This is a genomic window from Pseudarthrobacter sp. CCNWLW217 (genome assembly GCF_037203985.1).
GTDB lineage: Bacteria > Actinomycetota > Actinomycetes > Actinomycetales > Micrococcaceae > Arthrobacter.
The window spans coordinates 174,208-195,165 of sequence record NZ_JBBCBT010000006.1; the positions used below are offsets into that span (position 1 = coordinate 174,208).

General features: G+C 63.2%; 14 protein-coding genes. 8 read left to right on the forward strand and 6 right to left on the reverse strand.

Annotated elements, in window-relative coordinates; genetic code table 11:
- Nucleotides 1–71: 71 nt before the first annotated feature.
- Genes V9L18_RS09405 through V9L18_RS09415 form a run of 3 tightly spaced genes read right to left on the reverse strand, consistent with a single transcriptional unit; the run spans nucleotide 72 to nucleotide 5,057 of the window.
- On the reverse strand, nucleotides 72–1,967 hold the full coding sequence (locus tag V9L18_RS09405; protein ID WP_337346902.1) for an ArnT family glycosyltransferase: 1,896 nt from the start codon (nucleotides 1,965–1,967) through the stop codon (nucleotides 72–74).
- Nucleotides 1,939–3,822: an ArnT family glycosyltransferase gene (locus tag V9L18_RS09410; RefSeq protein ID WP_337346903.1), complete on the reverse strand. Its 1,884-nt coding sequence runs from the start codon at nucleotides 3,820–3,822 to the stop codon at nucleotides 1,939–1,941. The genes V9L18_RS09405 and V9L18_RS09410 overlap by 29 nt, the downstream gene beginning before the upstream one ends.
- On the reverse strand, nucleotides 3,819–5,057 hold the full coding sequence (locus tag V9L18_RS09415; protein ID WP_337346904.1) for a bifunctional glycosyltransferase family 2/GtrA family protein: 1,239 nt from the start codon (nucleotides 5,055–5,057) through the stop codon (nucleotides 3,819–3,821). Before V9L18_RS09415 ends, V9L18_RS09410 begins: the two co-directional genes overlap by 4 nt.
- 158 nt (nucleotides 5,058–5,215) lie before the next feature.
- Here V9L18_RS09415 and V9L18_RS09420 point away from each other — a divergent pair, with 158 nt between their 5' ends.
- Nucleotides 5,216–6,352: an acyltransferase family protein gene (locus tag V9L18_RS09420; protein ID WP_337346905.1), complete on the forward strand. Its 1,137-nt coding sequence runs from the start codon at nucleotides 5,216–5,218 to the stop codon at nucleotides 6,350–6,352.
- A gap of 138 nt (nucleotides 6,353–6,490) precedes the next feature.
- Nucleotides 6,491–7,852, forward strand: a complete 1,362-nt coding sequence (glmM, locus tag V9L18_RS09425) for a phosphoglucosamine mutase (RefSeq protein WP_337346906.1) — start codon at nucleotides 6,491–6,493, stop codon at nucleotides 7,850–7,852.
- A gap of 59 nt (nucleotides 7,853–7,911) precedes the next feature.
- Here the strand turns inward: glmM and mscL are convergent, their stop codons facing one another.
- The 3 genes from mscL to coaA form a co-directional block, all read right to left on the reverse strand.
- On the reverse strand, nucleotides 7,912–8,301 hold the full coding sequence (gene mscL / locus V9L18_RS09430; RefSeq protein ID WP_337346907.1) for a large conductance mechanosensitive channel protein MscL: 390 nt from the start codon (nucleotides 8,299–8,301) through the stop codon (nucleotides 7,912–7,914).
- An 85-nt stretch (nucleotides 8,302–8,386) separates the two neighbouring features.
- On the reverse strand, nucleotides 8,387–9,265 hold the full coding sequence (locus tag V9L18_RS09435) for a M15 family metallopeptidase (RefSeq protein WP_337346908.1): 879 nt from the start codon (nucleotides 9,263–9,265) through the stop codon (nucleotides 8,387–8,389).
- Nucleotides 9,266–9,270: 5 nt separating this feature from the next.
- Nucleotides 9,271–10,236 (reverse strand): type I pantothenate kinase, encoded by a 966-nt coding sequence (coaA, locus tag V9L18_RS09440; protein WP_337346909.1) that lies wholly within the window; start codon nucleotides 10,234–10,236, stop codon nucleotides 9,271–9,273.
- A 146-nt stretch (nucleotides 10,237–10,382) separates the two neighbouring features.
- On the opposite strand from coaA, the gene glmS reads away from it, so the two are divergent.
- The 6 genes from glmS (at nucleotide 10,383) to treZ (ending at nucleotide 20,910) form a co-directional block, all read left to right on the forward strand.
- Complete coding sequence (glmS, locus tag V9L18_RS09445; RefSeq protein WP_337346910.1) at nucleotides 10,383–12,275, forward strand: glutamine--fructose-6-phosphate transaminase (isomerizing); 1,893 nt, start codon at nucleotides 10,383–10,385, stop codon at nucleotides 12,273–12,275.
- A gap of 265 nt (nucleotides 12,276–12,540) precedes the next feature.
- The gene (locus tag V9L18_RS09450) at nucleotides 12,541–12,888 is read left to right on the forward strand and encodes a holo-ACP synthase (RefSeq protein WP_011692749.1); all 348 of its coding nucleotides are present in this window, start codon (nucleotides 12,541–12,543) and stop codon (nucleotides 12,886–12,888) included.
- Between the two features lie 37 nt (nucleotides 12,889–12,925).
- Nucleotides 12,926–14,461: an NAD(P)H-hydrate epimerase gene (locus V9L18_RS09455; RefSeq protein ID WP_337346911.1), complete on the forward strand. Its 1,536-nt coding sequence runs from the start codon at nucleotides 12,926–12,928 to the stop codon at nucleotides 14,459–14,461.
- 115 nt (nucleotides 14,462–14,576) lie between these two features.
- Complete coding sequence (gene glgX, locus V9L18_RS09460) at nucleotides 14,577–16,832, forward strand: glycogen debranching protein GlgX (RefSeq protein WP_337346912.1); 2,256 nt, start codon at nucleotides 14,577–14,579, stop codon at nucleotides 16,830–16,832.
- On the forward strand, nucleotides 16,829–19,141 hold the full coding sequence (gene treY, locus V9L18_RS09465) for a malto-oligosyltrehalose synthase (RefSeq protein ID WP_337346913.1): 2,313 nt from the start codon (nucleotides 16,829–16,831) through the stop codon (nucleotides 19,139–19,141). Before glgX ends, treY begins: the two co-directional genes overlap by 4 nt.
- Nucleotides 19,138–20,910: a malto-oligosyltrehalose trehalohydrolase gene (gene treZ, locus V9L18_RS09470; RefSeq protein ID WP_337346914.1), complete on the forward strand. Its 1,773-nt coding sequence runs from the start codon at nucleotides 19,138–19,140 to the stop codon at nucleotides 20,908–20,910. Before treY ends, treZ begins: the two co-directional genes overlap by 4 nt.
- The last annotated feature ends 48 nt before the right edge of the window (nucleotides 20,911–20,958 follow it).

A 20,958-nucleotide genomic window follows, 5' to 3' on the forward strand; every position in this document is an offset into this window, starting at 1 on the left:
TTTGTTATGGGCCTTGGAAAACGGCCCTCAAGCCGGCCCAGCAGTGCTGCTGCAGGTCCATAGTGTCCTTTCTAGCCGTCGAGGTCGTAGATCGTCACACCATCAATTTGTTCGGCCTTGAAGTTCTCTGTGACCCACTTATGGATCGCCAAGAGCTCGGCGTTGGTCCCGGGCACCGTGAGTTGCTCGGGTTGCACAACCAAATAGCAAACGCGTCCGGCTTGGGCCAGCTCCTTGAACTGCCCAACGGTTGGGCTGGGGTCCATCGCCGCAAATCCGCTGAGTGGCATCACCGGCCGCCCCAAGTCCAGCTGGAAGCGGGCAGCAGTCTGTCCTGGATATGTAGCCGCGACCCACGTGCAGCCTGGCGGAGCGTTCCTGAGATACTCGGACACGGTCGCGCTTGGGGTGATGCCGATGGCCAGCCCGGTAACCGCCGCGGGATTGTGATTCTTCACCCCGTCCAGGAAGCGACTGAGGCTGGTTGGGCTTCGCGTGAGCCCCCCGGAAAGCGGGTTGGAGCCCTGCTGCGGATTGGACAGAGTAAGGACCGAACACGCGACGGGTCCAACAAGCAGGCTAGCGATGCCCAGCCACGCCGCAGCGGGCTTCACCCACGTGAAAGGGGCTGGTACGGAGAGCACTGCACCCGCGGCCAGTCCGGTCATCAACAATGCCCTTCCTGCGGCTTCCGGATAGGAAGCACTCAGTTGCCACATTGCGTTTGAGAAAATGGCGCTCAAAACTACTATCGCGGCGCTTCCGATACGCCACCGTATTGATTTGGGTGATGAAATAAGCAGGTGGCTGCCTATTCCGACACAAAGCGCTAGAGGCGCCGCAATCGAAGCCGTGTAATACGAATGGATGCTATTACCCATGAAACTGAGCACGAAGTATGTCGTGAGCATCCAGACCGCTGCACCCAAGGCGAAGGCCGGGGTGACGGCGCTGCGCCGCCGGAGCGCTTGGGCAACGATGACGACGCAGACCATGAAGGCAGGGAGCAACAGCCAACCGGACTCTTGGCCATAGTTTGAGTTGAATAAGCGAAAAAGGCCCGCATCCGAAGCGTCGCCCTGGAATTCTTGAGGTGTCAGCGCCGCAGAGCGCCCGTCATCCTTTTGCATGATGCGATCGATACCGTTGTAACCAAGTGTCAGCTCAAGCATGCTGTTGGTCGTTGAACCGCCCACATAGGGGCGCGAGCCAGGGGGCGTCAGATCAACGGCGACCGGCAAAGCCAAGGAGCCTGCAGCCAGAAAGAGACCAGCCATGGCAAGTGCGGCGGTCCGCTGCTTCCAGGAATGCCGGACGTAGAGGCAGTAGACCAACACGATAGCTGGCAACACCATGAATGCCTGAAGCTGTTTCGTAAGGAATCCGAGGGCGAGGAATCCCGCCACCACGAACAGCCACCGGACTCGTCCCGATTCAGTGGCTCGGATCCCTGCGTAAAGGGCCGCGAGCATCAGCAACACCATCAGTGGATCCGGGTTGTTGTATCGTGCCAGCAGAACGGTGATGGGTGTGGTGGCGAAAACGGCGGCAGAAAGGAGTGCCGCGTACGCGGGCAAGTGCCTCCGGGCCAAACGGTAGATCAAAAAGGTGCTGCCCATCGTCATCGCGGCTTGGGGGAGCAGCAGGGCCCAAGTGTTCAGCCCAAAGATGCGGACGGACAGTCCCACGATCCACAGACTCAGAGGCGGCTTATCGACCGATACGGAGTTTCCCCAGTCCGCGGATCCGAAGAAGTAGGATACGGGGTCATGAAGCCCAGCCTGGACGGCAGCCGAGTAGTATGCATTCGCCCAGCCGTTCCCAGCCAATCCCCAGACATAAAGGACGGAGGCTGCCAGCAGAATGATGATCAGGGTGACGGTCTCCCAAGCAGGTCGGCCAGGGCCCCGTCGATTTTGGCCTATGCTGGCCAGGCCCTTATTTTCTAAGATCGTAGATTCGGACACCGTCAACATCCTTCGCCTTGAAATTGGCCTGAACCCAATCAGTTATGGCGGTGGCATCCCGTCCAAGCGGTACTCCGTCCACGATCGGTTGCTGCCAGATAAAGTAACCGATCTCCCTTTTCTCAACAAGCATCTTGAACCGCTCGAATGTAGGTGCTGGGTCATGACCAAGCCACCCGCCCAGCGCAATTACTGGTCTTTGCGATGCGAGCTGATACTGGGCCGCATTTTGCGCCGTGTAAGTCGCGGCCGCCCATTCCGAATTGCCTGCTTCCTTAAGTAGCGTCGTTACATCCGTTGAAGGCTGAACGCCAAATCCCAGATGGCGTGCCAAGGGTGGATTCCCGAGGCGGGCAGCGTCAAGATGAGCAGAAAGCGCATTAGGGTTATTGCTCGTTGGTCCTGATAGGGGATTTGTCCCGGACTGGGGTTTCGACAACGTAATCATGTCGGTTGAAACCGGCGACATTACTATTGCTACCGTTACGAGCCCTAAAGTCACCGGCCGAGGGATCTTTTTTTCGGGGGCCAGCCACGCCGCAGACGCAAGGCATGTAGTGCCAGCCACAACGAGCGGCCAGAACCCCCACTCGTTGCTGTACTGGAAAATCCGGATTCCTATGTATCCGGTCCCGGCAACAAGAATGGCGCCGATCATGCGGGGGACGAACCTCTGCCGTTGATTCCATAGCAGGTTGAGTCCCAGAGGAACGACGATCGCCACCGGAGCCGCGACGGAGAATATGTAGTAAGAGTGGGTCATCGTGCCCATGTAGCTCACCACAACGTAGACGGAGACCAGCCACACAACGCCCACGGTCATCAGGCGTGTAGCTGGACGGCCGGTGCCGGACTGCCGCCAGAGCAGTATCAGGGCCAATGCAGAAATTAGCGCAGTGAAAAGCAGCCACGCACCTTCGGGTGCAAAATTTGCATTGAATAGACGTCCGGGGCCGCCGTCGTAGATAGCATCCGACCCGGCTAGCGGGACTGATTTTCCTGACTGATGGTCTGCGCCAAACCGGAGAAAGCGTGCCAATCCGTTGTAATCGAGAGTCAATTCCAGCATGCTGTTCGTTGCAGAGCCGCCAACATAAGGCCGGTTACCGGCCGGAGTCAGGTCTACCACGGCCATCCACCAACCGCCGGCGATAATCAAGGTTGTGAGCGCAACCAACAGCCGGACAAATCGGGAGCCCAAGGTGCCCGCTCCGAACAGAAGCACCGCAAGTACTAGTGCGGGAATAACGAGGAATGCCTGGATCTGCTTTGCCATGAACCCGAGGCCCAAGGCGGCCCCTGCCAGTATGTACCAGCCCCAGCGGTTGTTATCCATGGCCCTGAGGGTGAAATAGACGGCGGCAGTTGTTAAGAGTCCCATCAATGGCTCAGGGTTGTTGAACCGTGACATTAGAAGCACCACGGGCGTGCTGGCGTAGATCAGGCCGCCCAGCAACGCGGGAGCGGCGGGGTGGCTGCGGCGAATGATTTTATAGATCAACCAGGTTGTCGCGATACCCATGAGGGCTTGCGGGACCAGAAGGGCCCAGGAATTGAGTCCGAAGAGCCGGACGGAGAGCGACATGATCCAGATGCTGAGCGGCGGTTTGTCGATAGTAATGAGGTTGCCGGCATCGAGGGACCCAAAGAAAAAGGCTTTCCAGTCCTGGGAACCTGCTTGGGCCGCCGCGGAGTAGTACGGGTTCGCCCAGCCATTGCGGTCCAACCCCCACAGGAACGTCACGGACGTCGTCACGAGGAGAACAGCAAGTCCAAACTGCTCCCACCGCAATGGCCTGCGGGCAACGCTCACGGCAAGCGCGGCCGTAGTGCGGCTCGCCTCAGCGACGCTCAACGGACGGACTGTCCTGCTGGGCGGAGCGCAAGCACCGCGGACCGGCCTTCACTGAGTCGTACTCGGAAGACCCAGATCCGGAGCAGAACGAACCGCATCAGGGTTGCGAAGATGTTGGCGGCCGTCAGAGTTAGCAACTCCGAGCTGGGCGAGGCGTCGCCGTTGACTGCGTGGAGTATAAGTAGCGAGGATGAAGTAATTCCCCAAGCCAGCAAAAATACGATCAAACCCTGGAATTGCTGGGTAAACAATTTGGCCGGTCCGCTGATGCCAAATGTGAATCGTCGGTTGGCAGCTGTGTTGCCGACAGCCGTCATGAGCAGGGCTAGGAAGTTGGCCTGTTGGGCGCCGAAAGGACCTTGTAACACCAAATAAAGCAGTGCAAAGGCGAGTGTCGAGACAACACCGACAAGGCCAAACCGGATCACCTGCCCGAAGAAGCTGGGACGGCCGGGCGGCACGATAGGCCGCCGGCCGAGCTCGGCGTAAATCGCCTGAACAGGGATTGACCCTCTTACCAGCGAGCTGGCCACCCGGACCATACCGCGGAGGTCGTCGTAAGCCGTCTGCTTGATATTTACCCGGCTGTCCGGATCGTCGATCCAGTCCACGGGAATTTCGTGGATACGGAGTCCAGAACGTTCCGCGATGATGAGCAGCTCAGTGTCAAAGAACCAGCCGTTGTCCTCAACATGTGGAAGCAAGCGTTTGGCGACATCCGCGCGAATTGCCTTGAAGCCACATTGCGCATCCGAAAAGCGCACCTGCATTGTCCGGCGCAGCAGGAAATTGTACGAACGCGAAATGAATTCCCGCTTCGGACCTCGGCTGACCCGTGAACTCTGTCCCAGTCGGGTGCCTATCGAAATATCGGAGTGCCCGGACAGGAGGGGAGCAACCAAAGGCGGAAGAGCAGCAAGGTCAGTCGATAGGTCTACATCCAGGTAGGCAAGAACTTTTGCCTCAGAAGCTCCCCAGGCATCCCGGAGAGCGTACCCCCGTCCTTTTACTTCCAGACGGCGGTACTCGACGTTGGGCAATTGCTCGCTGAGTCGAGCAGCAATCTCCGGGGTTCGGTCGGTGCTTGCATTGTCCGCAATAGTAATTTTCCACGTCGACGGCATTTCGAGCGTCAGGTATTCGGCGAGCCTTGAGATGCTGTTTTTGAGTACGGCTTCCTCATTGAAAACCGGTACTACAATTTCGAGCGCCAAGCCCCCATAGCTAGGTGTCATGCATCGAATGGTAGGGGTGGTTCACGACCGGTGGCGAGGCTTTTCCCGAAAGACAAGTACCCCCTCAAGAAACCAAGTAGTCCACGTTTACAGCGGTGCTGGGATATGCGTAGTCACTACTGAGGTGCGCCGATTCCCCCGACCCCTAATGTTGGGGCATGGGGGACTCCGAAAACATCCGCGTACACTCGCGCTACACGGCACTCGATGGGTTGAGGGGCCTTGCTGCGCTGGTAGTGCTAATACACCACTGCCTCCTCGTATCGCCGCAGCTCGTTGGAGCCATCGAAAGCGGTGGAGTGGCACCGATGGACTCGTGGGTCTGGTGGGCAACTTTCACACCGCTTCACCTGGTCTGGGCCGGCAAGGAAGCAGTTTACGTTTTCTTTATCCTGTCAGGATTCGTTCTGACTATTCCCTTTACTGGCGCCTCTCGACCACGTTGGGGGGCCTACTTTCCAAAGCGTATGATCAGGATCTATTTACCCGTCTGGGCTTCCCTGATTTTCGCGCTGCTGATGGCTTGGACAGTTCCACGGGTGGCCAGCCCAGAATTCAGCTCGTGGGTGAACCTGCACGACGAGGCGCCTAATGTACTCGTTGATGCCTTCTTACTACGAGGTGCCGGTTCTCTCAACTCGCCGCTCTGGTCGCTCCAGTGGGAGATGCTTTTTTCTCTACTTTTGCCCTTTTACGTCGTGGTCGCCATTCGCATGCGGCGTACGTGGCTTCTCGGCATTGTGGGCCTTTTTCTTATTATCGCGGTCGGGAACGTGCAGTATGCGGCGCTTCCGGTATTCCTTCCGATGTTCGGAGTCGGTGTCCTCATGGCCACCAGGCGCGATGTCTTGGAGCGGTGGGGACGGAAGCTAGGACCTTTCGGATGGGCCGGCCTGCTTGTAGCCTCCTTAATTCTGCTGTGTTCGCACTGGCTTTTCCCCCAACTGCCGGTTTTTATCGCCACGGCTTCCATTGGCGGCGCACTCCTGATCTTTGCATTCATCGCATGGTCACCAACCATCGCAATAGGCAATAATTCCGTGGTTCACTGGTTAGGAATACGGTCATTCAGCCTCTACTTAGTCCATGAACCGATCGTTGTGTCCGTAGCCTTCCTTCTTCACGCAACAAACCCCTTGTACGTCGCGCTCATCGCTTTCCCCTTGTCGCTACTGGCAGCCGAGGTCTTCTTTCGCCTGGTGGAAAGACCGAGCCAGCGGCTGGCGGGCGGCGCTGGCCAAGTCGTCACGGATCGCATGCGCTCTGCGAAGGCCGCCGCTGTGGCACGACGCTAGCCATGCGAAATGAGTCATTGCCGGAGATCCTCCAGCCGTGACAGATGACTCGTCCTCATGTTGGCCGGAGTTCTTGGGCTCCTTTTGATCCTGGCCACGGGTAGGAGGCCCGGAGCCCCCATCCTCTAGACTTGACCGGTGTCTAGATTATTTGGAACAGATGGTGTCCGGGGCCTGGCTAACGGTCTGCTCACTGCGGAGCTGGCGATGCAGCTGGCCCAGGCGGCCGCCGTCGTACTGGGCCATGACCGCAATACAAACGGCAGCCGGCCCCGTGCCGTCGTAGCCCGGGACCCGCGTGCGAGCGGCGAGTTCATCGCCGCAGCCGTCGAGGCAGGGCTCTCCAGCTCCGGCATCGATGTCTACGATGCCGGCGTGCTCCCAACGCCGGCTGCGGCCTACCTTGTGGCTGACCTGGACGCCGACTTCGGCGTGATGATTTCAGCGTCCCACAACCCGGCGCCCGACAATGGCATCAAGTTCTTTGCCCGAGGCGGCCAGAAGCTCCCGGACGACGTCGAGGATGCCATCGAGGCGCAGATGAACAGCGAGCCGGTTCGCCCCGTCGGCGCCGAGGTGGGCCGGATTCAACGGTTCTCCGATGCGGAGGACCGTTACATCGTGCACCTGCTGCGCACGCTGCCGCACCGCCTGGAAGGTATCAAGGTGGTCTTGGACTGCGCGCACGGCGCCGCCAGCGGCTGCTCGCCCCAGGTCTTTAAGGACGCCGGCGCTGACGTTGTGGTCATCGGCGCGGATCCCGACGGCCACAACATCAACGACGGCGTTGGCTCCACGCACCTTGGCCCGCTCAAGGAAGCCGTGGTGAAGCATGGTGCGCACCTGGGTATCGCGCACGACGGCGACGCCGACCGCTGCCTTGCCGTGGACCATGAAGGCAACGAAGTAGACGGCGACCAGATCATGGCCATCCTCGCCGTGGCACTGAAGGCGGCTGGGAAGCTCAAGGACGATGTCTTGGTGGCCACGGTCATGAGCAACCTCGGCCTGAAGATTGCCCTCCGCGAAGCAGGCATCAGCATCCGCGAGACAGCAGTCGGGGACCGGTACGTCCTCGAAAGCATGCGCGAAGGCGGTTACAACCTCGGTGGCGAACAGTCCGGGCACGTGATCTTCGCCGACCACGCCACCACCGGTGACGGCGTGCTTACCGGTTTGCAGCTAGCCGCCCAAATCGCCATGACTGGCCGTCCACTCAAGCAGCTTGCCACGGTCATGACCAAACTCCCGCAGGTCCTTATCAACGTCCGCGGCGTGGACCGGACCCGTGTCCACAGCTCTGAAACCCTTGCGGCGTCAGTGGCCGTCGCAGAAGCTGAACTCGGCGATACCGGACGCGTCCTGCTTCGCCCCTCAGGCACTGAGCCCGTGGTCCGCGTCATGGTGGAGGCAGGTGACGAGGCGACGGCACAGTCCATCGCCGAGCGCCTCGCCCAGGTGGTCCGCACGGAGCTCGCACTGGAACTCGTCACAGACTGATCCCAGAGACAACAAAGCGGCCCTTCCGTCCGGAAGGGCCGCTTTGTTGTAGGAAAAACCTAGTTGGACCGGCTCTGCAGCGAATCCCGGATCTCTGTCAGCAGGGCGATCTGCGGGTCTTCGGCCGCTTCTTCCTTAACGTCCTTGTCGATTCCCAGCCGGCGGTTGCGGCGTTCAATCATGTGGTTCATCGGAAGGACCACCACAAAGTAGATGGCGGAGGCGATCAGGAGGAAGGAAATGATGGAGGAGATGACGGATCCATACATGAATCCCTCCCACTGCATTTCCTCAATGCCCTTGGCACTGAACAGACGTCCGATCAGTGGCGTGAGCAGGCCTTCGACAATCGAGGTGACGACGGCGCCGAAGGCGGCGCCCATCACTACTGCGACGGCAAGGTCAACGACATTGCCCTTCATAATGAAATTCTTGAATCCGGTGAGCATAGGATCCAAGCTAGCGCAGGTGGGTTAGCCCCCGGTGACAGGAGTGTTAATTTGTGCCTGCGTGTCGGGAACCAAACGACCTGGTTCAGGGATACCCCGGCGCAGCCTCCACACCGAAGTACTCCTCCAGCGTGCTGATGCCACGGTTGGCCATGTCCGTGGCGGCCTCGACGCCGATGTACCGCAGGTGCCACGGCTCGTAGTAGTACCCGGTGATCGGGTGGAACATCCACGGATACCTGACGATGAAGCCGAACCGGTGGCCGTTGGCCCTGACCCAGACCGCGGCCGGTTGGTCCGCGAAGCAGGGCTGGAAGCCGCACGCCCCGCCGCCGTCGCCGATGTCGAAGGACCAGCCCGTTTGGTGCTCTGAATACCCAGGCCTCGCGCTGGCGGTGTCCGCGTCGGCCTGCCCCCGTGCCGCCACGTACCCGTTGTACGTGGCCACCTGCGTGCTGTAGGAACGGTAGCCGCTCGCCAGGGTGATGCTGACCCCGTCCTGCGCAGCCGCAGCGAACATTGCTTCCGCGGCTGCCGCCGTCGTGCTGTTCAGGAGGGCGGCTTCCCCGGACACAATGACCCGGACGTTGGGCTGCACCAGGTCCGCGGGAATGTACTCGGCCGGAACCAAAGGCCGGTGTTTGTTGACCACCAGCCAGGGACTGGCGGGATCGGTCAGCGAGAACTGCCGCGGGAGCGTGGCAGCCGGAGAGGGCGCAACCGGCGCCTCCGACACTGGCTCAACTGCCGCCGTCGGACTTTCAGAAGTGGCAACCGCGACCGGAGAAGGGGAAGCTGCAGGAGGGAGGGTGGTGGACGACGACGGCGGCACCTGGGCGGGTGCGACGGGTGTGCAGGCTGCCAGTACGGTCAGCCCTGCACCGGCTGCGAGGAAGCGGGCAAAGCTGCGCCGGCTCGTGCCAGCCGCAGGCGTGCCGTCGAGAGCCGAACAGTCGTGGCACATGCGTGCTAGACCTTGCGCAGGAGCATACGGCGGATGGAATGGTCAGCGTCCTTGGACAGCACCAGCTGCGCGCGGCCGCGCGTGGGGAGGACATTTTCCTCCAGGTTGGGCTCGTTGATGCGCTTCCAGATATCCCGGGCTGTACGCTCGGCCTCGGCTTCGGAGAGCGTCGCATACCGGTGGAAGTAGGATTCCGGCTGCGCGAACGCCGTGCTCTGGAGCTTCCGGAACCGCTCCACATACCACTCCTCGATGTAGGACGTCGGGGCGTCCACATAGATCGAAAAGTCGAAGAAGTCGCTCAGGGCAAGCCCTTGGCGGCCGTCGTGGCGGGGGCGGGCCGGGGCGAGGACGTTCAGGCCCTCCACGATGAGCACGTCCGGGCGGCGGACCACCACTTCCTTGTCCGGAACGATGTCGTACGTGACGTGGGAGTACCAAGGAGCCCGGACTTCCTCCGCGCCGCCCTTGATCTCGCTGACGAACCGCAACAGCGCCCGCCGGTCATACGACTCCGGGAAGCCCTTTCGCTCCAGCAGCTGGCGCCGCTTGAGCTCGGCCAGGGGGTAGAGGAACCCGTCAGTGGTAATCAGTTCCACATTGGGCGTCCCCGGCCAGCGCCGGAGCATCTCGCGGAGTACACGGGCGATGGTCGACTTGCCCACCGCGACTGAGCCGGCGACGCCGATGACAAAAGGAGTGCGCTGGGTCTGTTCGCCCAGGAAGGTGGTGGTGGCGGCGTGAAGCTGGCCAGCCGCTTCGACATACAGGTGGAGGAGGCGGGACAACGGCAGATAGACCTCGCGGACCTCCTTCATATCCAGGGGATCGCCGAGGCCACGCAGACGGACAATATCCTCCTCATTCAGAGGCTGTTCCATCTGGGCTGCGAGCCGGGACCAGGTTTGCCGGTCCAGCTCAACGAACGGGGAGACGCCTTCGCCGTTCGCTTCATTGCGTTGCACTGTCACTTTAGAGATTCTGCCCTTCACGCGGCTGAGAGCGAAATGCAAGACATGGCCGTCCGCTTCCACGGCCATGCAGTCGGCGCCCGTCGCTGGCTTGCCGGGCCCTATCAGTTACGGATCTCCTTGCGGCTGCCGATAAGCTGGAGCTTATGTGTGGAATCGTAGGATATGTAGGCCGTTCGACTGGCCAGGGAATTGCCGGTCACAGTGCGCTGGATGTAGTCCTCGAAGGATTGCGCCGCCTTGAGTACCGGGGTTACGACTCCGCGGGAGTGGCTGTTGTAGCAGACGGCGTCATCTCGTCCCGCAAGAAGTCCGGAAAGCTGAGCAACCTCCTTGATGAGCTTCAGGCCCATCCGCTGCCGGAAACGCTGACCGGCATCGGCCACACGCGCTGGGCCACTCACGGCGGCCCGACGGACCAGAATGCCCACCCGCACCTGTCGGACGGCGGCAAGCTGGCCCTGATCCACAACGGCATCATCGAAAACTTCGCCGAGCTCAAGCTGGAGCTGCTGGCTAAGGGCGTCACCTTCGCTTCCGAGACGGACACCGAAGTGGCCGCCGCACTCCTTGGTGACATCTTCCGCACCAAACTTCACGGCGACACCAGCAACGGCGGCCTGACCAAGGCCATGCAGCTCGCCTGCCAGCGCCTCGAGGGTGCCTTCACGCTCCTTGCCGTCCACGCCGACCAGCCGGACGTTGTGGTTGCCGCCCGCCGCAACTCGCCGCTGGTGGTTGGACTGGGCGACGGCGAGAACTTCCTTGGTTCCGACGTCTCCGGCTTCATCGATTACACCCGCCGCGCGGTGGAACTGGGCCAGGACCAGATCGTCACCATCACCGCCGATACCGTGGAGATCACCGATTTCTTCGGCAACTTCGCCGCCGGCAAGGAATACCACGTTGACTGGGACCCCGCCTCGGCTGAAAAGGGCGGTTACAGCTCCTTCATGGAGAAGGAGATCAACGACCAGCCCGACGCCGTGGCGCAGACCCTGCTGGGCCGCTCGGACATCAACGGCAAGTTGACCCTGGACGAAATCCGCATCGACGTCGAGCTGCTGAAACAGGTCAACAAGATTATCGTCCTGGCCTGCGGCACCGCTGCCTACGCCGGCACGGTGGCCAAGTACGCCATCGAGAACTGGTGCCGGATCCCCACGGAAGTGGAGCTTGCCCACGAGTTCCGCTACCGCGATCCGATCCTGGACGCCAACACGCTGGTGGTTTCGATCAGCCAGTCCGGGGAAACCATGGACACCCTGATGGCCGTCCGCTACGCCCGGGAGCAGGGCGCCAAGACCATCTCGATCTGCAACACCAACGGGTCCACTATCCCGCGCGAATCAGATGCTGTGCTGTACACCCACGCGGGTCCGGAAATTGCAGTGGCCTCCACGAAGGCTTTCCTGGCCCAGATCACCGCCGCTTACCTCCTCGGCCTGTACCTCGCGCAGCTGCGTGGCAACATCTTCTCCGGGCAGATCAAGGACGTCCTGGCAGACTTGTCCAAGATCCCCGCGAAGATCCAGACCATCCTGGACAACTCAGGACCGCTCCGCGAACTGGCCCGCAGCATGAAGGACGAGAAATCCGTCCTGTTCCTGGGACGCCACGTGGGTTACCCGGTTGCCCTGGAAGGCGCGCTCAAGCTCAAGGAAATCGCGTACATCCACGCCGAGGGCTTTGCCGCCGGCGAGCTGAAGCACGGCCCCATCGCCCTCATCGACAAAGGCCAGCCGGTCTTCGTAGTGGTCCCCTCGCCGCGCGGCCGTGATTCCCTGCACGCCAAGGTTGTCAGCAACATCCAGGAAGTCCGCGCCCGGGGCGCCCGCACCCTGGTTGTGGCTGAAGAAGGCGACGAGGCCGTGAAGGCTTACGCCGAGCACGTCTTCTACGTTCCGGAGACGCCCACGCTGTTGATGCCCCTCCTCACCACGGTTCCGCTGCAGATCTTCGCCCTGGAACTCGCCTCGGCCAAGGGGTACGACGTAGACCAGCCACGCAACCTGGCCAAGAGCGTCACCGTAGAGTAACCGCAGGCTGAACGTCAGCAAGTCGGTTGATTCCCACAGAACGCCCCGGGCCAGTTGCCCGGGGCGTTCTGCGTTCGTGCCTGTTCCTAACGGGTTTGCGTAACTATTACCGGTACTCAAACAGGGGTCGCCCGGAATCACGGGGTACCCTCTGCGCCGGAGGTCCAAAAGTGACGCATTTGCGCAGGTCCCGGTGCCGCACGGGACCCGGCATGCCGGGCACGGCGCACCGGGAGGCCAAGAGCGTCACCGTAGAATAAGCCGCATGATTGTTGGCATAGGCGTAGACGTTGTAGACATCGAGCGGTTCGGCCGTCAGCTTGAACGCACCCCCGGGCTGCGGGACCGGTTGTTTGTCCCCGCGGAGCGGGAGCTGAACACCCGGTCCCTGGCAGCGAGGTTCGCAGCCAAGGAGGCTGTGGCCAAGGTCCTCGGCGCGCCGGCTGGCATGAACTGGCAGGACTGCTGGATCGGCCTGGACCAGAACGGGCCCACCATCCAGGTCAAGGGCACTGTGCTTGCGGTGGCTGAGTCCAAGGGTGTCAAGCGCTGGCACCTCTCGATGAGCCACGACGGCGGGATAGCCACGGCCACTGTCCTGGCTGAAGGCTGAGAGCCTCAAGGCTCAACCGGCCTGCGGACCTGACGCCATGATCAGCGCCTACACCGGAACCCAGATCAGGGAAGCCGAACAGCCACTGCTGGCCTCAGGCCTGGGGGCTGCCCTCATGCAGCGCGCCTCGCACGGCCTCGCCAACGCGGTGGTCCGCGAGCTGCAGGCCCGGGGCCAGCGGCTCTACGGTGCCAGCGTGGCTGTCCTGGCGGGCAAGGGGAACAATGGCGGCGACGGTCTCTTCGCCGCTTCCTTCCTCGCCGCCCGGGGAATGCGAACGACGGCGGTACTCACCGCTGATTCGGCGCACCCGGAGGCGCTGGCTGCTTTTGAGCGTGCCGGCGGCCGCGTCCACTGGCTCACCGACGCCACGCTTAGCCAGCTGACCGCCGAAACGGGGCGCGCCGACGTCGTGATCGATGCTGTCCTGGGGACGGGCGCCCAAGGAGGGCTTCGCGGAACGCCGGCGGCACTGGTGGCCGCGCTGTCCGGCCAACACGCACCCCTTGTGGTGGCCTGCGACGTGCCCAGTGGGGTTGACGCCGACACCGGCGAGGTCCACGGCCCGGTACTGTCCGCCGGCCTGACCGTCACCTTCGGGGCCGCGAAAGCAGGGCTGCTGGCCGATCCCGGGGCGGACCACGCCGGCCGCCTTGAGGTGATCCCGATCGGAATCGAAGAGCATCTCCCATGGCCGGCCCTGCATCGGCTCGAAACCGCCGACCTGGCGCGGCTCCTCCCGCAGCCCGCCCGGCGATCCCACAAATATTCGCGCGGCGTCCTGGGCGTGGTGGCCGGATCCGCCACCTATCCCGGAGCGGCCGCACTGACCTGCCGGGGTGCCCTGGCCGCGGGCGTGGGCATGGTGCGGTACCTCGGCCCGCCCGAGGTGGCCGACCTGGTCAGGCAGTCCTGTCCCGAGGTCGTGTGCGGCACCGGATCGGTGGCCAGCACCCATGTCCAGGCCTGGCTGGTGGGCTCCGGTATGGGCCCGGATGACCACGAACAGCTCCAGCGCGCGCGTGACGCCGTGGACTCGGGGCTGCCCACTATCGCCGATGCCGGTGCCCTCCCAGCCCTGCCACTGATCCTTGCCCCTCAGGTGGTCCTCACGCCCCATGCCGGCGAACTGGCGTCCCTGCTGCAGCGGCTGGATGCTGACCATCCATACTCGGGCCGCGCCGCAGTGGAGGCGAACACTCTTGGGGCCGTCCGGCTGGCCGCGGGGCTTACGGAGGCCACTGTCCTCCTCAAAGGCGCCACCACCCTGGTGGCGTCCCCCTTCCAGGACTTCTACAGCCAGGCGGACGGCACGCCCTGGCTTGCCTCCGCCGGCAGCGGCGATGTCCTGGCCGGAATCATTGGTGCGCTGCTCGCACAGTTGGGGCCCGACGTCGGCCATTTCCGTGATGCGGGCATCGATCCGGACGAACGCTGGGCTGCCATTGCCGCCCTGGCTGCGAGCCTGCACGGCCGCGCCGGAGCCGCTGCGTCCGGGGGCGGGCCACTGACGGCCGGCCGGATCGCGGATGCCTTACCTGCAGCTTGGGGTAAAGTCAGCATGCTTAGTTAATAGGCGGCCGGAAACGTAACAGTCACAGCCACCCGTTACGGTAGGCATAGGTTTTGCACGGCGGCGTGGACCGGGAAGTCCGGACTGCGCGGTCGAACAACGATGAGGAGCATGCATGGAAATCTGGCCCGGATCGGCTTATCCGCTGGGAGCCACTTTTGATGGAACCGGCACGAACTTCGCGCTGTTCAGCGAACGTGCTGAAAAGGTAGAGCTGTGCCTCTTCGACGACGACGGCGTGGAGACGCGCTTCGGTCTGGACGAAGTGGACGGCTACGTGTGGCACGGCTACATCCCCCAGGTGCAGCCAGGGCAGAAGTACGGCTACCGTGTCCACGGTCCGTACGACCCCGCTTCCGGAAACCGGTTCAACCCTAACAAGCTCCTCCTGGACCCGTACGCCAAGGCAGTGCACGGGCAGGTGGACTGGGACCCGTCGCTCTTCTCCTACAACCTCGGCGAGCCGGATTCCATCAACAACGAGGACTCCGCGCCGCACATGATGATGGGCGTGGTCATCAACCCGTTCTTCGACTGGGACGGCGACCACAACCTCCGGGTTCCGTACCACAAATCGGTGATCTACGAGGCCCACGTCAAGGGCCTGACCCAGCTGCACCCCGAGATCCCCGAGGAGCAGCGCGGCACCTACGCCGGGGTGGCGCACCCTTCCGTCATCTCGCACCTGCAGAAGCTCGGCGTCACCGCCATCGAACTGATGCCGGTGCACCAGTTCGTCAATGACGGCACACTCCAGGACCAGGGCCTGAACAACTACTGGGGCTACAACACCATCGGCTTCTTCGCCCCGCAGAACACCTACAGTTCCACCGGCGACACCGGCCAGCAGGTCCAGGACTTCAAGGCCATGGTGCGCTCCCTGCACCGGGCCGGCATCGAAGTGATCCTGGACGTGGTTTACAACCACACCGCCGAAGGCAACCACCTTGGCCCCACGCTGTCCTTCAAGGGCATCGACAACGCCTCCTACTACCGGCTGATGGAGGGCGACGAAAAGCACTACATGGACTACACCGGTACCGGCAACTCGCTAAACGTGCGCCAGCCGCACTCCCTGCAACTGCTGATGGACTCACTGCGGTACTGGGTCACGGAAATGCACGTGGATGGCTTCCGCTTCGACCTCGCCTCCACCCTTGCCCGGGAGTTCTACGACGTCGACAAACTCTCCACCTTCTTCGAACTCATCCAGCAGGACCCGGTAGTGTCCCAGGTCAAGCTCATCGCTGAGCCGTGGGATGTTGGGCCCGGCGGTTACCAGGTGGGCAACTTCCCGCCACAGTGGACGGAATGGAACGGAAAATACCGCGACACCGTCCGCGATTTCTGGCGCGGCGAGCCGGCCACCCTGGGCGAATTCGCCTCACGCATCACCGGCTCCGCAGACCTCTACGAGCACTCGGGCCGCCGCCCCGTGGCTTCGATCAACTTTGTGACGGCCCACGATGGCTTTACCCTCTCCGATCTGGTGTCTTACAACGAGAAGCACAACGAGGCGAACGGCGAAGGCAATAACGACGGCGAATCCCACAACCGTTCCTGGAACTGCGGGGCCGAGGGTCCCACCGACGATCCGGCTGTCCTGGGCTTGCGCGCCCGCCAGCAGCGGAACTTCATAGCATCCCTGCTGCTGTCCCAGGGTGTCCCCATGCTGTTGCACGGCGACGAGCTTGGACGCACCCAGCAGGGCAACAACAACGGGTATTGCCAGGACTCCGAACTGACGTGGATCAACTGGGAGAACATCGACCAGCCCCTCGTGGAGTTCACCTCCGCCGTCAACGCATTGCGCGCCAAGCACCCCACGTTCCGTCGGAGCCGGTTCTTCGATGGACGCCCCGTGCTGAGGGGGGAAGGCGAACGGCTGCCTGACATCGTATGGCTGGACGTCGACGGCGACACCATGAAACCTGAGGACTGGGACAGCGGTTTCGGCCGTTCGGTAGGCATGTTCCTCAACGGTGACGGGATCCAAGGCAAGGACGTCCGAGGACGCCGGATTACCGATGTGAACTTCCTGCTGTACTTCAACGCACATGACGACATGGTGAAGTTCGTTCTTCCCAATGACGAATACGCACCTGCATGGGACATCATCATCGACACCGCCGGCCACAACGCGGACACGGCACCTGTGAAGGCCGGCCAGTCCATTCCTGTTGACGCCAAGTCCTTGGTAGTCCTGAGGGCCCACATGGTGGAGGAGGCGGAACCGGACCACTCCGTAGCTGCGTCCCTGGCTGCGCTGACCCAGACAAGCACCAGCGAGACCGAAGCGCTGAGCACGCCGACCGTACCGGAGCCAAAGAAAACGAAGAAGGTCAGCAAGCCGAAAGGCCCTGCAAAATGAGGATTCCGGCGTCGACATACCGGCTGCAGATCCGCCGCAGCTTCACCCTCTTTGACGCAGCGGCCAAGGTTCCATACCTGAAGTCCCTCGGTGTTGACTGGGTCTACCTCTCACCCATCCTGACGGCTGAGCAGGGGTCGGACCACGGCTATGACGTCACCGACCCCTCCGCGGTTGACCCTGAGCGCGGCGGCCCGGACGGGCTGCTTGCCCTGTCCAGGGCTGCCCGCGAACACGGCATGGGCGTCCTGGTGGACATCGTCCCCAACCACGTGGGTGTGGCGTCACCACCGCAGAACCCCTGGTGGTGGTCGCTGCTGGCAGAGGGGCGGGATTCGCGTTACGCGGACGCGTTCGACGTCGACTGGGACTTTGGCCGCGGCCGGATCCGGATACCCGTGCTGGGCTCCGATGACGATGTGGACCAGCTCAAGGTCACGGATGGCGAACTCCGCTACTATGACCACCGTTTCCCCTTGGCGGCGGGCTCCTATACCGAAGGTGATTCGCCGAGGGATGTCCACGACCGCCAGCACTATGAGCTGGTCTCCTGGCGGCGGGCGGACAGCGAACTGAACTATCGCAGGTTCTTCGCGGTCAGCACCCTGGCCGGCATCCGCGTCGAAGACCCCAGGGTCTTCGAGGAAGCCCACGCCGAAGTGGCCCGCTGGTTCCGGGAGGGCCTGGTGGACGGCCTGCGCGTGGATCACCCGGACGGACTGGCAGATCCAGCCGGCTACCTGCGCTGGCTCAAGGACCTCACTGGTGGGGCGTACGTGCTGGTGGAAAAGATCCTGGAACCCGGCGAGGTCCTCCCGGGGGAGTTCGCCTGCGAAGGGACCACCGGTTACGACGCCCTAGCTGAGGTTGACCGGATCCTGGTGGACCCGGCCGGCGAGGCTGCCCTGGATGCGTTGGATGCGCAGCTGCGTGGGACCGGTGAACCGGCGGATTATGCCGCCATGATCCGCGGCACGAAGCGGATGATTGCTGACGGCATCCTGCGGTCCGAAGTCCTGCGGCTTGCCCGGCTCGTTCCAGGCTCCCACGGGCTGGCGGAGGACCAGGCAGCGGATGCCATCGCCGAAATCATCGCCTCCTTCCCGGTCTACCGGTCCTACCTGCCGGTGGGGGCGGAAGTGCTCAAGGATGCCTGCGAGCAGGCAGCAGCGCACCGGCCGGACCTCGAAGTGGCCATCGGGACGCTCCTGCCGCTCCTTCTGGATCCCACCACCGCAATCGCGGTCCGCTTCCAACAGACTTCGGGCATGGTGATGGCCAAGGGTGTGGAGGACACTGCGTTCTACCGCTACACCCGGCTGGGCACGCTCACCGAAGTGGGGGCTGAACCCACGGAATTTTCGCTGACCCCCGAGGAGTTCCACCACCGGATGCGGCGGAGGCACGAGGAACTCCCGGAGTCCATGACCACGCTCTCGACGCACGACACCAAACGCAGCGAGGATGCCCGCGCAAGGATTTCGGTCATCGCTGAGGTTCCCGGCGACTGGACGGCCACGCTCGCCACGCTCCAGGAGTTGGCGCCGGTGCCCGACGGCCCCTTCGCCAACCTGTTGTGGCAGGCTGTCTTCGGCGCGTGGCCGGCCTCCCGCGAGCGGCTGCAGGGCTATGCGCAAAAGGCCGCCAGGGAGGCAGGAAACTCCACCACGTGGACCGAGCCCAATGAGGAATTCGAAGCGACAGTCAGGGCCGCCGTGGACGCAGCCTTCGACGACGCCCGTGTCACTGCAGTGATCGAGGACTTCGTAGCGAGGACCGATGCATTCGCTGCTTCCAACTCGCTGGCGGCCAAGCTGATCCAGCTGACCATGCCCGGAGTTCCGGATGTGTACCAGGGCAGCGAGTTCTGGGAGCGGTCACTGACCGACCCCGACAACCGCCGCCCGGTGGATTTCGCTCAACGGGAAGAGGAACTGGCCCGCCTGGACGACGGACTCCTGCCCGCTGCGGGAACGGAGGCCAGCAAACTGCTGGTCACCTCCCGTGCCCTCCGCCTGCGCCGCGACAACCCCGGGCTCTTCGACAGCTACGTCCCTGTCGAAGCCTCAGGGGCGGCAGCGGGCCACCTTCTTGCCTTTGACCGGGGTGGGGCATTGACCCTGGCCACCCGGCTTCCCGCCGGGCTGGAAGCCGACGGCGGATGGCGGGACACCGCCGTCGACCTTTCCAGCGCCATGCGGGACGAACTCACCGGCAAGAGCCATGGGCCCGGCACCGTTTCAGTCGCGGACGTCCTGGGTACCTACCCGGTGGCCTTGCTGGTCACTACGGACGGAGACGACTCATGAGCCTGACCCACACCGGATCCGGCCGCTTTGACGTCTGGGCGCCAAACGTTTCAGCAGTGACCCTGCTGGCAAACGGGCAGCACTACCCCATGGCGAAGCTGGACACCGCGCCCGGCGCCGACGGTTGGTGGTCCGCGCCGGACGCCCCCACGGAAGGCGAAGTGGACTACGGCTACCTGCTGGACGGGGACTCCCATCCGTTGCCGGATCCCCGGTCCCGGCGCCTGCCGGACGGGGTCCACGCCCTGTCCCGGACGTTCAGCCCCGGCGACCATGACTGGCAGGATGCCGGCTGGCAGGGCAAGGATCTCCGCGGCTCGGTCATCTACGAACTCCACGTGGGGACCTTCACCCCGGAAGGGACCCTTGAGGCAGCGGCCGGCAGGCTTGGCTACCTTGCCGACCTGGGCATCGACTTCGTGGAGTTGCTGCCGGTCAACGGCTTCAACGGGACCCATAACTGGGGCTACGACGGCGTCCAGTGGTACGCCGTCCACGAGGGCTACGGTGGGCCCGCGGCCTACCAGCGCTTTGTGGACGCGGCCCATGCAGCCGGCCTCGGGGTCATCCAGGACGTCGTCTACAACCACCTGGGACCCAGCGGCAACTACCTGTCGCGGTTCGGGCCATACCTCAAGCAGGGCGACGCCAACACCTGGGGCGATTCAGTCAACCTGGACGGCCATGGCTCGGACGTGGTCCGCGAGTACATCCTGGACAACGCCGCGCTGTGGCTGAGGGACTACCACGTGGACGGCCTGCGACTCGACGCCGTTCACGCGCTCCGCGACGAGCGGGCCGTGCACATCCTGGAAGACCTCGGCGCGCTTGGCGATGCTGTCTCGGCTGAAACGGGCCTGCCCAAGACCCTGATCGCCGAATCGGACCTGAACAACCCGCGGCTGATCTACCCCCGCGACGCCAACGGCTATGGCCTTGCCGGACAGTGGAGCGACGACTTCCACCACGCCGTCCACGTCAACGTCAGTGGGGAGACCACCGGCTACTACGAGGACTTCCAGTCACTCTCGGTTCTCGCAAAGGTGCTCACGGACGGCTTCCTGCACGACGGCAGCTACTCAAGCTTCCGCGGCCGGCACCACGGAAGGCCGATCAATGCCTCGCTCGTGCAGCCTGCGGCCCTGGTGGTCTGCAACCAGAACCACGACCAGATCGGCAATCGCGCCACGGGGGACAGGCTCTCCCAATCCCTGTCCTACGGGCAGTTGGCCGTCGCTGCGGTCCTGACCATGACGTCGCCGTTCACGCCCATGCTGTTCATGGGAGAGGAATTCGGTGCCTCCACACCTTGGCAGTTCTTCACCTCGCACCCCGAGCCTGAGCTGGGCAAGGCGACCGCGGAAGGCAGGATCCGCGAGTTCGAACGGATGGGGTGGGATCCCGCCGTCGTACCTGACCCGCAGGACCCGGAAACCTTCCGCCGTTCCAAACTCAACTGGGCCGAGGCCGCGCAGGGCGACCACGCCAGGCTCCTGGAGCTGTACCGTTCGCTCGCGGCACTGCGCCGCGAGCATCAGGAATTGGCCGGCCTCGGGTTTGCCGAAACCACGGTGGAGTTCGACGACGACGCCGGCTGGCTGCGTTTCCGCCGCGGCTCCGTTGAGGTGCTGCTGAACCTCTCGGAGCAAAAGGTTTCGCTTGACCGCGTGGACGGAACGGTGCTGCTGTCCACCGAGGAGGTGCCTGCCGCTGATAACGGTGCGTTGGCCCTCGGGCCGTGGAGTGCCGCCGTCGTGAAGGCTCAATAGTTCCGGCTGCGCCGCGGGCTGATTTGTGTCAGCCCGCGGCGTAACAAG

Bases quoted from the DNA above. Each gene is read 5' to 3' on its own strand.
- V9L18_RS09415 (WP_337346904.1), bottom strand. From the start codon at position 5,057: ATGACACCTAGCTATGGGGGCTTGGCGCTCGAAATTGTAGTACCGGTT.
- V9L18_RS09420 (WP_337346905.1), top strand. From the start codon at position 5,216: ATGGGGGACTCCGAAAACATCCGCGTACACTCGCGCTACACGGCACTC.
- mscL (WP_337346907.1), bottom strand. From the start codon at position 8,301: ATGCTCACCGGATTCAAGAATTTCATTATGAAGGGCAATGTCGTTGAC.
- V9L18_RS09435 (WP_337346908.1), bottom strand. From the start codon at position 9,265: ATGTGCCACGACTGTTCGGCTCTCGACGGCACGCCTGCGGCTGGCACG.
- glmS (WP_337346910.1), top strand. From the start codon at position 10,383: ATGTGTGGAATCGTAGGATATGTAGGCCGTTCGACTGGCCAGGGAATT.
- V9L18_RS09450 (WP_011692749.1), top strand. From the start codon at position 12,541: ATGATTGTTGGCATAGGCGTAGACGTTGTAGACATCGAGCGGTTCGGC.
- V9L18_RS09455 (WP_337346911.1), top strand. From the start codon at position 12,926: ATGATCAGCGCCTACACCGGAACCCAGATCAGGGAAGCCGAACAGCCA.
- glgX (WP_337346912.1), top strand. From the start codon at position 14,577: ATGGAAATCTGGCCCGGATCGGCTTATCCGCTGGGAGCCACTTTTGAT.
- treY (WP_337346913.1), top strand. From the start codon at position 16,829: ATGAGGATTCCGGCGTCGACATACCGGCTGCAGATCCGCCGCAGCTTC.
- treZ (WP_337346914.1), top strand. From the start codon at position 19,138: ATGAGCCTGACCCACACCGGATCCGGCCGCTTTGACGTCTGGGCGCCA.